This is a genomic window from Lysobacter korlensis, assembly GCF_042434515.1.
The window spans coordinates 266,651-280,623 of record NZ_JBHLTG010000004.1 but is presented as its reverse complement, the minus strand read 5'-3'; the positions used below and the strand labels follow the sequence as shown (position 1 = coordinate 280,623).

Genomic DNA, 13,973 nt, shown 5'->3' with positions numbered 1-13,973 from the left:
CCCCGGGCTTCAGGCAATACACACGGGCGCTTTGAGCGCCCGTGTTTTTTGGGGATGACTTTTTCGGGATGTCGGTGATGCGAAGTCAGGTATTCCATCCGCGATCGGACACGACGGTTCGGCCGCGGTAATCGCCACTGCGACTTAATTGCTTCGATGCAGATAAGGCCGCATCAGCGGCGTGTCGTTGCAGCTCGCTCGGCTGCCACGGCAATCGAAATGTGGCGTTTGTGTCGCGCCCGAAGCGATCGAAAATCGAACTGCGGCCTTACGCATCGCTCCCGCTCATCTCGATTCGCAAAGTACGAATTACGGATGGTATTGGTCGCACCGGAATTAGCGCGCGTTCGCGCTGCCGGCTACGAACACCATGCGCGGCGCTGAGCACCCGCCATGCTCAGGCAATGCAGCGGCCGCGGCGTCATGGCCGCGGCCGTGGTGATGTAATCACGCGTCCTGCTGCGGACGATCCACGCCGTTGGGGACCACATAGCGTGTGGCGATGCCGCGTTCGACCGCGTCGTCATCGACACCATTTGCGGTCGCATCGCGCCGCGTGCCGGCGTCAATGTCGCCATCACGAGACACGCCTTCCTGCCGGCGCACATCCGTGCCGTGCCCGCGGTTGAGGTCGCTGGATTCGGTGCTGCTGCGCTTGCTGATCATCGTCGTTCTCCGTTCGGGCCAAACCGACGCAACCGGCGGTGGAGCCGCGCGGCGCGCTCGGCCTATTCACTGTCTCACCTACCCCGTTAGCAGGCCGCGATCGGTTCGCCTGGCTCATCCGATGGCGCGCGATTGTGTGCCAGTTGTGCGCGGCAAACGGTGGAGTCTGGTCACGACGCGTTTTCGGCCGCGGGGGCAGAGTTCTGGGCTTCGCAGACGTCGCGCGCGGCGATGCAATCCACTAACCAGGAGACCGACGCATGGCAAGCAAACATCCCAATGGCGACAACGGCGGCGAACGCACGGCCGAGAAGCACCGCAAGATCCAGGCGGGCATCGACGCCAAGGACGCGAAGAGCGATGACTCGTCCGACGGCGACAAGCCCGCGATCCAGGCCGGTGCGCGCAAGCAGCCCGAATCGTTCCCCGAGCAGCACCTCGACAAGCCGGGCAACGAATACGAGCTCGAAGTTGAGCCGCAGTTCCTCGCGCCCGACTACAAGGGCAGCGGCAAGCTGCAGGACATGGTGGCGATCATCACCGGCGGCGACTCAGGCATCGGCCGTGCAGTCGCGGTGCTGTTCGCGCGCGAAGGTGCCGATGTGGCCGTGATGTACCTCGACGAGCACGAAGACGCCGACACCACGCGCGAATACGTCGAGGCCGAGGGCCGCCGTTGCCTGACGATCGCCGGCGACGTCAAGGATGCGCAGTTCTGCAACCGCGCGGTGCAGCAGGTGGTCGACGAGTTCGGCAAGCTCGACATCCTCGTCAACAACGCGGCGTTCCAGGAGCACGCGTCCTCGCTCGAGGACATCACCGACGAGCATTTCCAGGAAACGATCGACACGAACATCGGCGGCTACTTCCACATGGCGCGCGCCGCGTTGCCGCACATGGGCGAAGGCGCGTGCATCATCAACACCAGCTCGGAAACCGGCCTGTTCGGCAGCCCGCAGCTGCTCGATTACTCGGCCACCAAGGGCGCGATCAATGCGTTCACGATGTCGCTGGCGAGCAACCTGATCGAGCGCGGCATCCGCGTCAACGCAGTGGCACCGGGCCCCGTCTGGACGCCGCTGAATCCGGCTGATCGCCCGGCCGAGCAGGTCGCGAAGTTCGGCAAGAGCAATGCGATGCGCCGCCCCGCGCAGCCGGAAGAGCTGTCGCCGGCGTATGTGTTCCTGGCATCGCCGGTGACGGGCTCGTACGTCAACGGCGCGATCCTGCCGGTGATGGGCGGCCCGAAGGGCTGATCGGCGATCGATGCGCCGGCTGCGATGGCCGGCGCGTCTTGCCTGCATTAGCGCAGTGCGGAATGACGCTACTGCACATGGTTGCTGCGGATGCCCGACGCGGGCGTCCGTTATACGCAGGCGGACAACGAGCCCCGCGTAGTCACCAGGGCAGTTCGGTCCCGTTCGCGTGCCAGAACGTGCCGCTCTGCTCGAACGCGAGCGTATCGAGGCGTTCGACCAGCTGCGCCGCCGATTGCTCCGGCGTGACATCGCCGGTGCCGCCGACCATGTCGGTGGCCACATACCCCGGGTGCAGCAGGAACACTGCAATCCCGCGCGGCTTGAGATCGACCGCGAGCGACTTGCCGATCGCGTTCACCGCGGCCTTCGAGGCGCGGTAACCGTAGCGACCGCCCGAGCCGTTGTCGGCGATCGAGCCCATGCGACTGGTGATGATGCCGATCTTCGCGCCGACCGCGAGCTGGTCCAGCAGCGCCTGCGCCACCCGCAGCGGCCCGAGTGCGTTGACCTCGAACTGCCGCCGCATCGATTCGATCCCGGCCTCGTCGATGCTGCCCAGCGACTCACGCTCGAGGATGCCGGCATTGAGCACGAGGATGTCGATGCGCGAATTGCCCAGCCGCTGCGCGAGCGAACCGACCGCCTTGCCATCGGTAACGTCGATTCCGGCTTCGACCTGCGCGCCGGTGGCTTCGAGGTCCTTGCTGGACTTGCGGCATACGCCGATGACGCGATCGCCGCGAGAGGTGTAGTGCTTGGCAAACGCCAGGCCGATGCCGCGGTTCGCGCCGGTGATGAGGACGGTCGCCATAGGGTGTTCTCCTGAAGTGATCGACCGACGATGGTGACGCGCGCGACCTCAATCAAGCGCGACGTGACGCGACGCGAGCGCATCGGGCGCGCGCTTCATGCGTGCGAACGCCGGGGTTGCACGCAATCGCGTGACTGGCTCGCTGCGGCCTCAGGCCAGCGCGGTATCGAGCAGCATCATCACCACGAAGCCGACCATGAGCCCGGAAGTGGCCGAATGCTCGTGCCCCTGACGGTGCGATTCGGGAATGATCTCGTGGCTGACGACGTACAGCATCGCGCCGGCCGCGAAGCCCAGCCCGATCGGCAGCAGCAGCGGTAACGTGGTGACCACCGCGGCGCCTGCCACTGCGCCAACCGGCTCGATCAGGCCCGACACCATGCCGACCATGACCGCGACCGCGCGCCGATAGCCGGCTGCGATCAGCGCCACCGACACGACCAGGCCTTCGGGGATGTCCTGCACCGCGATGCCGGTCGCCAGCGCAATGCCCTGCCCCATGTCGTTCGCAAAGCCCACGCCGATCGCGATGCCTTCGGGCAGGTTGTGCAGGCAGATCGCGAACACGAACAGCCACGTGCGCTTGATGCGCTGGCTCGAGCCGCCCTCGGCACCCTTGATGAAATGCTCGTGCGGTATCGATCGGTCCATCCACAGCAGCAACGCCGCGCCGAACAGCAACGACACGCCGACCAGGCTACCGGACGACCACTGTCCGATGCCGAGCGCCTGCGCCGCCTCGATGCCCGGCAGCACGAGCGAAAACGCGCTCGCAGCCAGCATCACGCCGGCGCCGAAGCCGAGCAGCATGTCGTGCGTGCGCGCGCCAAGCCGCTCGATGAAGAGCGCGGGCATCGCGCCGAGCGCGGTCGTCAGTGCCGCGACCGAGCCCGCCAGCAGGGCGGCCATCACCGGCGACATCGACTCGAACTGGCTCAGCATGCGGATTGCCCTTCGATGAGGGAGGTCCGGTCGTCCGCATCAGTGCGGACCGGGACGAACGTGACAGGTCGGTACAGCGGCATCGGTGATCCCCACGGTGAGCCTGCACGGTGCCAATCGCGCCGTCGCCCGCACGTCAACATCGAAGTTGGTTTGGTCGATACGCCCGCGACGACGCCCGCGGTATGCGATGCGTCCGCATGCGACAGGCGACTGACCGGAGTAGATTTTCCGGGGGCACCGTGCACGGGGAACGGACGATGACGCCTTTCAAACGCTACGGCTTCACGCTGGTGTACCTGGTGCCGGCGCTGGTGCCGGCCGCTGCGGCGCTGGGGCAATGGACGGGCCAGCTCGACCTGATGGCGTGGTTTCCGTTGTTCTTCCTGCTCGTGCTGGTGCCGATCGCCGATTACGCGATCGGTCGCGATCCGTCGAACCCGGCCGCCGACGAGGCCGCCCGGCTCGACCGCGAGGTCTGGTTCCGCGCGCTCACGCTGCTCGCGGTGCCGGTGCACCTCGGGCTGCTGGCATGGTCGGCGCAGCACTTCGTGACGACGCCGTTCGGTCCCGCCGGCCAGGTCGGCTGGCTGCTCGCGCAGGGCGTGGTCGGCGGCGTGCTGGCGATCAACACCGCGCACGAGCTGATCCACAAGGACACGCGGCTCGAGCGCGGCGCAGGCGGCGTGCTGCTCGCGAGCGTGGGCTACCACGGCTTCAAGGTCGAGCACGTGCGCGGCCACCACGTGCACGTATCGACGCCGCTCGATGCGTCGAGCGCGCGCTACGGCCAGTCGCTGTGGCATTTCCTGCCGCGGGCAATGTGGCGCAACACCGTCAACGCCTGGAAGCTCGAGGCGCAGCGGCTGCGCCAGCGCGGCCTGCCGTGGTGGCATCCACGCAACGAGCTGATCGGCTGGAGCGCGCTGTGGCTCGCATTCGCTGTGGCGTTCACGGTGTGGCTCGGCCCGGCGGGCCTCGTGTTCTTCATCGTGCAGGGGCTGGCGGCCGGCGCGTCGCTGGAGATCATCAACTACATCGAGCATTACGGGCTCGAGCGCGCGCAGCTGCCGGGCGGTCGCTTCGAGCGCACGACCCACCTGCATTCGTGGAATTCGGATTACCGGCTGTCGAACATGCTGCTGTTCCAGCTGCAGCGGCATTCGGACCATCACGAGACGCCGCGGCGCCGCTACCAGTGCCTGCAGCACCATGCCGACAGCCCGCAACTGCCGGGCGGCTATGGCGCGATGTTCGTACTCGCGCTGTGCCCGCCGCTGTGGTTCCGCATCGTGCATCCGGTGCTCGCGCGCTGGCGCGAGGCCCGCTGAAGCATCCCGGCGCGGCTCAGGCGGCGCCGGGCCGCAGCGGCAGGCCCAGCGCCGGCACGAGCATGCGCATCGCGTCATCGTCGCGGCTGTGGGTGAACCAGCCCGCGTGCACGCCGGTCTCCGGCTCCCAGGTCCACAGCGTGTAGTGGTGCTCGCGCAGGCGGTCGAACGCGGTGCCGATCAGCGACGGCACTTCGGCATCGGCGAGGAATTCGTCATCGCCCGGGTCCTCGACGCCCCAGTCGATGCGCAGGTCCCAGCGCGCGGCGAGTTCACCAAGCACGTCGATCGCGGCGGCCGGGTCGGATTCGTCGACGCGGAAGCCCGACTTCCAGTCGGTCGCGTCCAGCAGGCCTGCAGCGAGCTCGTCATCGCTTTCGGCGGCGCCTGAGGTCTCCTGCCAGGCCGCGAACTGCTGCATCGCCGCGTCCTCGTCGCCGGGATTGACCAGCAGCATGAACTGCCAGACCAGCGTCTCCAGCGCGTCCTCCTCGTCGATCTGCGCCGGGCGGCCGAACGCGTGCTCGAAGTTGTCGTCGGGGTCGAAGTCCGTATCCGGTGCGGTCATCGGCAAGGCCATGCGGGGCGGACCGGCAGCATAAACCCGGGCAGGCGCAGCGCTGCATCCGGCCGGGGCAGCGGCGCGTATCTACCGCCGAACGTCGCACTGCGACGCATCCCTGACCTGGAGATCGCCCATGAAGACCGCCCTGTTGGTACTCGCCGTCACCTCCGCACTCGCGCTTGCCGCCTGCAGCGAGCCGGCCGAAGTCCCGGCCGACACCGCCGCACCGACCGCCGACGTCGTCACGCCCGAGCCGGCACCTGTCGATCCGGCCACGACCGCCGATGCAGCGCCGCAGAACCCGATGGTGGGCGGCGCGCCGATGTATGCGAACAAGGACATCGTCGACAACGCGGTCAATTCGAAGGACCACACCACGCTGGTTGCGGCCGTGCAGGCCGCCGGCCTGGTCGACACGCTCAAGAGCCCGGGCCCGTTCACGGTGTTCGCACCGACGAATGCCGCGTTCGAAGCGCTGCCGGCCGGCACCGTCGATGGCCTGCTCAAGCCCGAGAAGAAGGAAGACCTGACCAAGGTGCTGACCTACCACGTCGTGTCGGGCAAGGTGGACGCCGCAACGCTGAAGTCGCAGGTCCAGGCCGGCAACGGCACGGCCACGCTGACGACCGTGCAGGGCGGCACGCTGACCGCGACCGCCAGCCCCGATGGTGGCGTGACGCTGACCGACGCGAAGGGCAACAAGGCGCAGGTCACGACCGCGGACGTGATGCAGAGCAACGGCGTGATCCATGTGATCGACACGGTGCTCATGCCGTAAGTGTCCCCTCGCTTGGGGTGTTCGGGACGGCTTCGGCCGTCCCTTTTTTTGCGCCGCGCACTGCGGCGCATGCTGACGCGGCATGAATCATCGGCCGGCTACGGTGCGCACTGCCCGCCCGATCGATGAGGACGCCATGGCCTGCCCGACCTTCCTGCCGAACCGGCGGCTGATGCCGCGCGCTGCGGTGCCGCGGCGCGCCTGTGCTTTCCGGGCGTGGGCGCGATGAGCACGCAGACCGATTCCGTGGCCGCTGGCGCGAATGCACCAGTGCGCATCGAGGTGTGGAGCGATTACGTCTGTCCGTTCTGCGTGCTCGAGGAACCGGTGCTCGACCAGGTTCGCGAGGTTTATGGCGACGACGTGGAGATCGAGTGGCGCGCCTACGAGCTGCGCCCCGACCCGGTGCCGACGCTGGACCCCGACGGCGACTATCTGCATTCGATCTGGGCGCGCGCGGTGTACCCGATGGCCGATCAGCGCGGCATGACGCTGCGGCTGCCGCCGGTGCAGCCGCGCAGCCGGCTGGCGCACGAGGCCGAACGCTTCGCGCGCGAAGCAGGCCATGGCGATGCGATGCGGCGCGCGCTGTTCCGTGCGTTTTTCGAGGACGGCCGCGACATCGGTCGCCTCGAGGTGCTGGAGGACATCGCGCGGGAAGTGGGTCTCGACGCGGACGCGTTGAGGCACGCGCTCGACGAGGGCACGCACGCCGGGGCGGTCGTGGCCGATCGGCGCATGGCCGAGGAGATCGGCATCCACGGCGTGCCGGCGATGCTGGTCGCACGCGATGGCGCCCCGCTGTCGGAGGCCGTGCTGGTCAGTGGGGCGCAACCGTTCGAGACACTGCGCAAGGCGATCGAAACCGCGCGCGACCCGTCGCCGGACTGATCCCGGCCAGCTGCAACAACCCGCGCCTATTCGGGCGCAGGGCGGTCCCGCGCGAGCATTTCCGTGCGTCCGCCGCCCGCGCGCTTGGCGGTCCACAGCGCTTCGTGCGCGCGGTGCAGCAGCGATTCGACATCGTCCTGCGGGTACTCGTGCAGCGCGACGCCCACGCTGACCGACAACGGCAACGCCGACAGCCGCAGTGCGACCGGCTCATCGAACGTCGCCATCAGCTTGGCGGCGACGACCGGGGCGTCCTCGCGCGCATCGCGCAGACCATCGAGCAGCACCGCGAACTCGTCGCCGCCAAGTCGCGTGACTGTGTCGTGATCGCGCACCGCCTCCTGCAGGCGGCGCGCGCATTCGCGCAGCACCGCATCGCCGGTGGCGTGGCCGTAGAGCTCGTTGATCGCACGGAAGCCGTCGAGGTTCAGCACGACCACCGCGGCGCGCTGCAGCGTGTCGCGGTTGCGTTCGATCGCGACCCGCAGCTGGCCCTGGAAGTACTCGCGTCCCGGCAGCTGCGTCAGCATGTCGAGCAGCACCTGCTGGCGCAGTTGATCGAGTTCGGCACGGCGTTCGGTGATGTCTTCCATGAACGCGTCGAACACCGGCCGGCCGTCGATCGTGGCGGTGTTGATCGACAGGTCCAGCGGCACCTGCGTGCCGTCGTGGCGCTGGCCCACGACCTGGATACGGCGCCCGATCAGTTGACTCTGGCGTGAGGCGAGAAAGCGCTGCAGGCCGTGGCGATGGGCATCGCGGGTCGCTTCGGGCAGGATCAGATCCTCGAGCGGGCGCAGCAGTGCCTGTTGCCGCGTCCAGCCGAACAGCACCTCGGCCGCGCGGTTCCATTCGATGACGCGGCCGGTCTCGTCCATGCTGACGAACGCCGCATGCGAATGCTCGATGATCGTGCGCAGCCGCTCGGTCGCAGCCTTCAGCGACTCGGCATGCGCATGGAAACCGCTTACGTCCTCGAGCGTGCGCACGATGCCGGTCACGTGGCCGTGCTCGTCGCGCAGTGGCGCGCCGCTGACGCGCACATCGACATGCCCGCCGTCCTTGCGCGGCCGGCGCACGATCTCGGTCGTGGCGGGGCCGTCGCGCACGATGCGAGCGGAAATCTCGAGAAATCGCGCCATGCCGCCCTCGCCGACCGGTGGCGGCCCGCCGACGACCTCGTCCGCAGACCAGCCGAGCAGCGTCTCGGCGGCGGCGTTCCACATCCGCACCGTGCCGTCGAGGTCGTGCACGATCGTCGCGGTCGGCGATGCGGCCAGCACGGTGGTGGCCTGCTCGTACGCCTGCATACGCGATTCGTACAACCGGCGGTTCTCATCGACCACGCGCTCGCGGCCGATCGCGTTGCCGGCGATGCCGGCCGCCAGGCGCAGCGCGCACTGGTCGGTGTCGTCGAACGCGTCGGGCGCGGGCGACGCCACCTTCAGCATGCCAAGCGTGCCGCCGAGATGGCACAGCGGCATCACCAGCATCGAGCGCACACCGGTGCGTTCGCAGGCGGCGCGGTCCACGCGCGGGTCGGTCAGCGCATCGGTGCAGACCTGCAGCCCACCCTCGCAGACCGCCAGCCCCGACAGGCTGCCGTGCACTGGGACGCGCAGGCTGCGGTGTTCTGCGACCGAGCCGGCCGTGGCCACGTACTCGATCACGTCGCCGTCGACGAGCCCGACCACGGCGCCGGTCGCCGAGGTCATCGACATCACGCACTCGAGCACCTGGTCGAGCAGCGCGGCGGTGGGCAGGTTCAGCGAGACGAGGTGGGTCAGCCCCTCGACGATCACGCGCAGCCGGTCGCGCTCGACGCGCAGCGACGCGATGTCGGACGTCGCATTCGGCTGGGGTCGATCGATCGGGGCTAGGGGCTCAGCCATGTCCACCACGTTTGTACGGCAGCGCCAGTACACCACCCGGACCGTTAACCGGAAGCATCACGCCATCCCGTGGCCGCGGCCGGCGGCTCGACCCGGTACTCACCTGCCGCTGCTAGCCTGCCCGCGTCGCCTGCGAGGGAACTGCCGATGCGCCTGCTGGTCCTGCTGCTGTCGATCGCGATGCCGATCGTTGCGTGGATGTCGCAACGCGGCGAGTTCGGGCCGGACCAGGGCACGGTGTCCGACCGCTATCCGACGCTGCTCGTCGCGGCCGGCTACGCGTTCTCGATCTGGGGCCTGATCTTCGCGCTCGATATCGCGTACGCGCTGTGGCAGGCAACCGGCGATCGCCGCCGTGACGCGACACTGGCACGCATCGCGCCGCTGGCGGCCGCGGGCTTCGCGCTGACCGCGGTGTGGATGCCGCTGTTCTCGCAGGGGCTGTTCTGGCTGTGCGTGGCGGTGATTTTCGGCGCGCTGGCTGCGACTGCGCGCGCCGCGGTCGTGCTCTCGCGCGATCCCGATTCGCAACCACGCCAGCGGCTGTGGGCATGGCTGCCGCTGTCGCTGCATGCGGGCTGGCTGTCGCTGGCGGCGTTTCTCAACCTGGCGCAGACGATCGTGGCCTACCGCCTGCTGCCGGTCGACGACATGCTCGGCTGGAGCGCGGTGCTGTATGCGCTCGCGGCACTCGTACTGCTGGTGCTCAACGGCCGCATGCGCGGCAATCTCGCCTACGTCGCGGCGGCGATGTGGGGGCTGGCAGCGGTGGTGGTCAAGCAGTCGCAGTCGACGGTGCCCGGTGCGCAGGTCGCGGCCGGCATCGCGCTCGTGATCGTCGTGGCGCTGCTCGCGCAGACGCTATGGCTGCGCTGGTGGCGGCCGCGCGTGGCGCAGGCCGCTTCGCACTGAGGCGCAGCGGCAGGCTCAGAGCAGCCGCGGCGGCGCGATCGGCTCGATCAGCTGCGGCCCGCGGTTGCGCACGTTGCCGACCGCACGATCGACCGGATGGAACACGAGCGGCGCCGACGGCACGGCGTGGGCGATGGCCATCGCGTCATCGGCACTGCCATGCAGCCAGTCCTCGAACACGGTCGGCGGCAGCACCAGCGGCATGCGGTCATGGATCGTCTCGACGGTCTGGTCGGCCGCGCGTGTGATCACGCTGTAGGTCAGCAGCTCGTTGCCGGCCTCGTCGCTGCGGCGTTCCCATAGGCCCGCGTAGAACATCACCGGCGCGCCGTCGAGGTGGATGAAATACGGCTGCTTGGTCTTCGAATCCAGCTGCATCCACTCGTAATAACCCGTGCTCGGGATCAACGCGCGCCGCTGCTTCCAGGCGCTGCGAAAAGCCGGTTTTTCGGCCACTGATTCGAGCCGGGCATTGATCGTCGAATACGCGAGCTTGGTGTCCTTCGCCCACGGCGGCAGCAGGCCCCAGCGCATCGGCAGTGCCTGGCCGCCTTTGTCACTAGCAACGACCGCCCAGCCGAGCTGGGTCGGGGCACGGTTGTAGTTCGGCTCGGCCTCCTCAGCGGGCGTGGTGATCGCCAGTGGCTGTGAAAAAGCCTGCACTTCCGCCCAGGTCGCCGTGAATGTGTCGCGTCCGCACATCCGCGCACTATAGGTGGCCGCGCAGGAGCGGCCGTCAACGCATGAACCACCTGCACAAACTGTGCGTGGCGCTGGCGCACCGCAGGGCTGCGCTCCCCTAGACTGGCCGGCCGCTCCACGCCCGTAGCCGCCATGACTGCTTCGTCTTTGCTTGTTGTTTCGCTGGCCCAGATCGCACCGGTCTGGCTCGACCGTCAGGCCACGGTTGCGAAAGTCGCCGACTGGGTCGGCCGCGCCGCGCGCGATGGCAGCCGACTGGTCGCGTTCGGCGAAGCGCTCGCGCCCGGCTACCCGTTCTGGCTCGAGCACACCGATGGCGCCCGCTTCGAGTCGCCGTTGCAGAAGGCGCTGTTCGCCCATTACGCCGAGCAGGCGGTCGACCTGACGCGCGACGACCTTGCACCGGTGCGCGAGGCCGCCCGCAAGGGCCGGCTGTGGGTGGCGCTGGGCTGCATCGAGCGCGCGCGGGATCGCGGCCACAGCCTGTACTGCTCGCTGGTGCTGATCGACGACGCGGGCGAGGTCCGCAACGTGCACCGCAAGCTCATGCCGACCTACGAGGAGCGGCTGGCCTGGTCGCCCGGCGATGGCCACGGGCTGCGCTGCTTCGAGCTGGACGGCTTCACGTTCGGCGGCCTGAACTGCTGGGAGAACTGGATGCCGCTCGCGCGATCGGCGCTGTACGCGCAGGGCGAGGAACTGCACATCGCAACCTGGCCTGGCAGCGCGCGCAATACCAGCGACATCACGCGGCACATGGCGCGCGAGGGCCGCATGTACGCGCTGTCGGTCAGTGGCCTGCTGCGCCACGAGGACATCCCCGACCACCTGCCGCATGCCGCGCTGCTGCGCGAAGCGCTGCCCGAGGTCTGCGCGAATGGCGGCTCGTGCATCGCGGCGCCGACCGGTGAATGGGTGCTGCCGCCCTGCATCGGCGAGGAGCGCCTACTGACCGCGTCGCTGGACCCGGCACTGGTGCGGGCCGAACGCCAGAACTTCGATCCATTCGGCCATTACTCGCGCCCGGATGTGCTCGAGCTGCAGGTCAATCGCAACCGCCCGTGCGGCGTGCGCTTCGTCGACGACGCGGGCTCCTGAGCGGCGCCAGCGGCCGGGTTTGATCACCGTCGGACGACGACGGATGCGTAATCGTGGCGGTCCCGGCGATGCGCGCCAGCGCGACGCCATCTGCTCCGAGGCTGCAATGCAACGTCCGACCCATCACCCGTTAGCCCTGGCCGCTGCCGTCCTGCTGCCGCTGGCAGCCGCCGCGATTCTCGGTCGCCGTGCGATGACCGGCGCAGGCAGGCGCGTCGTTCCCGGCATTTCCGGCCGCACCTACGTCATCACCGGCGCATCGAGCGGCTTTGGGCGCGGTGTCGCGCTGCACGTCGGTGTGCGCGGCGCGAACGTCGTGCTCGCCGCGCGTCGCACCGAACTGCTCGAGGAAGTCGCCGCCGAGATCCGCGCCGGCGGTGGCCGCGCGCTCGTGGTCACCACCGACGTCAGCCGCCCCGAGGACATGGAACAGCTCGAGGCCGCCGCGATCGAGCACTTCGGCCGCATCGATGCGTGGATCAACGATGCCGGGCTGGGCGCGATCGGCCATTTCTGGGATATCCCGCTCGCCGATCACGGAAGGCTGGTCAACATCAACCTCAACGGCGTGATCTACGGCAGCCACGTCGCGCTTCGCCGCTTCCGCACGCAGGGCGAAGGCACGCTGGTCAACGTCGGCTCGATCGAAAGCGAAGTGCCGCTTGCGCTGCATGCGTCGTATGCCGCATCGAAGGCCGGCATCCTGCACCTGGGCCGCGCGCTCAACGAGGAACTGCGGCTTGCAGGGCTGGACCGGGTCAAGGTGGCGACGGTGATGCCATGGGGCGCGGACACGCCGTTCGACGTGCATGCTGCGAACCACAGCGGCCGCACGCCGCAGCTGATCAGCCCGGACGGCCCGTCTGAGGTCGTCGAAGCGATCGTGCGCATGTCGCTCGATCCGCAGGCCGAACTCGCGGTCGGTTGGAAAGCGAAGGGCGCCTATGCCGGTCATCGGCTGATGCCCGACCTCGGCGGCCGGGTGGCGGCGAATCTGTTCAACCGCGCGCAGATGAAAGAAGCGCCGCCCGCGCCGGCAACCTCGGGTGCGCTGCACGAGCCGGTTGACTCCGGGCGCACCGTCGAAGGCACGGTGCGCGAGCGCATGCGTCGCGAGGAAGCCACGCGCGGGCATATCGATACCAGCTTGCAGGCTCCGCAGCAGGGCCTGCAGGCGCACTGACAAGCGCAGCTGCGCCGGGCGCACACGCGCTCGGCGCGGTCGAGCCGGGCCCGGAACCGCTACTCCGGCTGGTCGCCGCGCACCTGCGCATGGCTGATCAGCGCGAAGATCAGGCTGCCACCGACGACGTTGCCGGCCAGCGTCGGCAGCGCGAAGTGCAAGACGAACTCCATCATCGTCGCGCCGCCACTGAACACGAGGTACAGCACCTCGGCCGCGCCGGCGATGATGTGCGCAAGCCCGCCGAGCCCGATCAGCGAAGTGATCACGATGATCATCGTGACTCGGGACGTATCCGCGCCCGGCAGCAGCCAGACCAGCGTCGCGATCAGCCAGCCGGCCACGACCGCACGGCTGAACATCTGCCACGAGGTGAGGTCCATCAGGTGATGGCCGATCTTGATCAGCGCTTCGTGCGTTGTCGCATCCATCAGATCGAGCTGGCGTACGCCCCAGGCGAACAGGGCCGCTCCCACGAGGTTGCCGGCCAGCACCAGTCCCCATAGCCGCAGCAATCGCAGCAGCGTTTCGAGCCGCGGATGCGTCATCAATGGCAGCACCGCCGTCAACGTGTTCTCGGTGAACAGTTGCTGCCGCGCGAGGATCACGATCAGAAAGCCGACCGAATAGCCGAGCCCGGCCAGCAGCCAGCCGGCCGGCGTGTCGCCGAACCGCGCCATCATCAGCGCCGGTGCCAGCATCGAAAAGCCCATCGACAGGCCGGCGGCAAGCGCCGACCACAGCAGCGCGGGCGCAGTGCGTGCAAGCTCGGCCTCGCCTTCGAGGCGCACCGTCTCGTGCAGCACCTGCGGCGTCGGTGAGCGATTTTCGTCGACGTCGTGCGCCTCCTGCTTGGTCAGCAGCAGGCCGTCCTCGTCGACTTCGGGTCGCTCGGCATTGATGCCCTGCCGGCTCGCGCGGAACCTGCGCTTCTCTTCCATCA

Annotated in this window: 14 protein-coding genes; 7 read left to right on the top strand and 7 right to left on the bottom strand. The window is 68.7% G+C overall.

What is annotated here, in order from left to right; translation table 11 throughout:
- Window positions 1-447: 447 nt before the first annotated feature.
- On the bottom strand, window positions 448-666 hold the full coding sequence (locus ACFFGH_RS17790) for a hypothetical protein (RefSeq protein WP_386670707.1): 219 nt from the start codon (window positions 664-666) through the stop codon (window positions 448-450).
- Window positions 667-926: 260 nt separating this feature from the next.
- On the opposite strand from ACFFGH_RS17790, the gene ACFFGH_RS17785 reads away from it, so the two are divergent.
- The gene (locus ACFFGH_RS17785) at window positions 927-1,922 is read left to right on the top strand and encodes an SDR family oxidoreductase (protein WP_386670705.1); all 996 of its coding nucleotides are present in this window, start codon (window positions 927-929) and stop codon (window positions 1,920-1,922) included.
- A gap of 142 nt (window positions 1,923-2,064) precedes the next feature.
- Here the strand turns inward: ACFFGH_RS17785 and ACFFGH_RS17780 are convergent, their stop codons facing one another.
- Window positions 2,065-2,736 (bottom strand): SDR family oxidoreductase, encoded by a 672-nt coding sequence (locus ACFFGH_RS17780; protein WP_386670703.1) that lies wholly within the window; start codon window positions 2,734-2,736, stop codon window positions 2,065-2,067.
- Window positions 2,737-2,886: 150 nt separating this feature from the next.
- Window positions 2,887-3,678 (bottom strand): ZIP family metal transporter, encoded by a 792-nt coding sequence (locus ACFFGH_RS17775; protein WP_386670701.1) that lies wholly within the window; start codon window positions 3,676-3,678, stop codon window positions 2,887-2,889.
- A 260-nt stretch (window positions 3,679-3,938) separates the two neighbouring features.
- Between ACFFGH_RS17775 and ACFFGH_RS17770 the strand changes: the two genes are divergently transcribed.
- Window positions 3,939-5,009: an alkane 1-monooxygenase gene (locus ACFFGH_RS17770; protein ID WP_386670699.1), complete on the top strand. Its 1,071-nt coding sequence runs from the start codon at window positions 3,939-3,941 to the stop codon at window positions 5,007-5,009.
- A gap of 16 nt (window positions 5,010-5,025) precedes the next feature.
- Here ACFFGH_RS17770 and ACFFGH_RS17765 read toward each other — a convergent pair whose 3' ends face one another.
- Window positions 5,026-5,577: a DUF6630 family protein gene (locus tag ACFFGH_RS17765; protein WP_386670697.1), complete on the bottom strand. Its 552-nt coding sequence runs from the start codon at window positions 5,575-5,577 to the stop codon at window positions 5,026-5,028.
- Between the two features lie 130 nt (window positions 5,578-5,707).
- Between ACFFGH_RS17765 and ACFFGH_RS17760 the strand changes: the two genes are divergently transcribed.
- Window positions 5,708-6,352 (top strand): fasciclin domain-containing protein, encoded by a 645-nt coding sequence (locus ACFFGH_RS17760; RefSeq protein WP_386670695.1) that lies wholly within the window; start codon window positions 5,708-5,710, stop codon window positions 6,350-6,352.
- A 225-nt stretch (window positions 6,353-6,577) separates the two neighbouring features.
- Window positions 6,578-7,243: a DsbA family oxidoreductase gene (locus tag ACFFGH_RS17755; protein ID WP_386670693.1), complete on the top strand. Its 666-nt coding sequence runs from the start codon at window positions 6,578-6,580 to the stop codon at window positions 7,241-7,243.
- A gap of 26 nt (window positions 7,244-7,269) precedes the next feature.
- On the opposite strand, the gene ACFFGH_RS17750 is transcribed toward ACFFGH_RS17755, so the two are convergent.
- Window positions 7,270-9,135: a diguanylate cyclase domain-containing protein gene (locus ACFFGH_RS17750; RefSeq protein WP_386670691.1), complete on the bottom strand. Its 1,866-nt coding sequence runs from the start codon at window positions 9,133-9,135 to the stop codon at window positions 7,270-7,272.
- A gap of 147 nt (window positions 9,136-9,282) precedes the next feature.
- Between ACFFGH_RS17750 and ACFFGH_RS17745 the strand changes: the two genes are divergently transcribed.
- A complete protein-coding gene (locus ACFFGH_RS17745; protein ID WP_386670689.1) occupies window positions 9,283-10,047 on the top strand; it encodes a TspO-related membrane protein in 765 nt (254 codons plus the stop codon).
- 15 nt (window positions 10,048-10,062) lie between these two features.
- Here the strand turns inward: ACFFGH_RS17745 and ACFFGH_RS17740 are convergent, their stop codons facing one another.
- A complete protein-coding gene (locus tag ACFFGH_RS17740) occupies window positions 10,063-10,749 on the bottom strand; it encodes an SOS response-associated peptidase (RefSeq protein WP_386670686.1) in 687 nt (228 codons plus the stop codon).
- Between the two features lie 132 nt (window positions 10,750-10,881).
- On the opposite strand from ACFFGH_RS17740, the gene ACFFGH_RS17735 reads away from it, so the two are divergent.
- Together ACFFGH_RS17735 and ACFFGH_RS17730 are read left to right on the top strand one after the other, a co-directional pair.
- The gene (locus ACFFGH_RS17735; RefSeq protein ID WP_386670684.1) at window positions 10,882-11,847 is read left to right on the top strand and encodes a carbon-nitrogen hydrolase family protein; all 966 of its coding nucleotides are present in this window, start codon (window positions 10,882-10,884) and stop codon (window positions 11,845-11,847) included.
- 106 nt (window positions 11,848-11,953) lie between these two features.
- Complete coding sequence (locus ACFFGH_RS17730; protein WP_386670682.1) at window positions 11,954-13,030, top strand: SDR family NAD(P)-dependent oxidoreductase; 1,077 nt, start codon at window positions 11,954-11,956, stop codon at window positions 13,028-13,030.
- A gap of 59 nt (window positions 13,031-13,089) precedes the next feature.
- Here ACFFGH_RS17730 and ACFFGH_RS17725 read toward each other — a convergent pair whose 3' ends face one another.
- A complete protein-coding gene (locus tag ACFFGH_RS17725; protein ID WP_386670680.1) occupies window positions 13,090-13,971 on the bottom strand; it encodes a formate/nitrite transporter family protein in 882 nt (293 codons plus the stop codon).
- Between the last annotated feature and the right edge of the window lie 2 nt (window positions 13,972-13,973).

What these genes read in the sequence shown, in the direction of transcription:
- ACFFGH_RS17790 (WP_386670707.1), bottom strand. Translation starts at nt 666, where the DNA reads ATGATCAGCAAGCGCAGCAGCACCGAATCCAGCGACCTCAACCGCGGG.
- ACFFGH_RS17785 (WP_386670705.1), top strand. Translation starts at nt 927, where the DNA reads ATGGCAAGCAAACATCCCAATGGCGACAACGGCGGCGAACGCACGGCC.
- ACFFGH_RS17780 (WP_386670703.1), bottom strand. Translation starts at nt 2,736, where the DNA reads ATGGCGACCGTCCTCATCACCGGCGCGAACCGCGGCATCGGCCTGGCG.
- ACFFGH_RS17775 (WP_386670701.1), bottom strand. Translation starts at nt 3,678, where the DNA reads ATGCTGAGCCAGTTCGAGTCGATGTCGCCGGTGATGGCCGCCCTGCTG.
- ACFFGH_RS17770 (WP_386670699.1), top strand. Translation starts at nt 3,939, where the DNA reads ATGACGCCTTTCAAACGCTACGGCTTCACGCTGGTGTACCTGGTGCCG.
- ACFFGH_RS17765 (WP_386670697.1), bottom strand. Translation starts at nt 5,577, where the DNA reads ATGACCGCACCGGATACGGACTTCGACCCCGACGACAACTTCGAGCAC.
- ACFFGH_RS17760 (WP_386670695.1), top strand. Translation starts at nt 5,708, where the DNA reads ATGAAGACCGCCCTGTTGGTACTCGCCGTCACCTCCGCACTCGCGCTT.
- ACFFGH_RS17755 (WP_386670693.1), top strand. Translation starts at nt 6,578, where the DNA reads ATGAGCACGCAGACCGATTCCGTGGCCGCTGGCGCGAATGCACCAGTG.
- ACFFGH_RS17750 (WP_386670691.1), bottom strand. Translation starts at nt 9,135, where the DNA reads ATGGCTGAGCCCCTAGCCCCGATCGATCGACCCCAGCCGAATGCGACG.
- ACFFGH_RS17745 (WP_386670689.1), top strand. Translation starts at nt 9,283, where the DNA reads ATGCGCCTGCTGGTCCTGCTGCTGTCGATCGCGATGCCGATCGTTGCG.
- ACFFGH_RS17740 (WP_386670686.1), bottom strand. Translation starts at nt 10,749, where the DNA reads ATGTGCGGACGCGACACATTCACGGCGACCTGGGCGGAAGTGCAGGCT.
- ACFFGH_RS17735 (WP_386670684.1), top strand. Translation starts at nt 10,882, where the DNA reads ATGACTGCTTCGTCTTTGCTTGTTGTTTCGCTGGCCCAGATCGCACCG.
- ACFFGH_RS17730 (WP_386670682.1), top strand. Translation starts at nt 11,954, where the DNA reads ATGCAACGTCCGACCCATCACCCGTTAGCCCTGGCCGCTGCCGTCCTG.
- ACFFGH_RS17725 (WP_386670680.1), bottom strand. Translation starts at nt 13,971, where the DNA reads ATGGAAGAGAAGCGCAGGTTCCGCGCGAGCCGGCAGGGCATCAATGCC.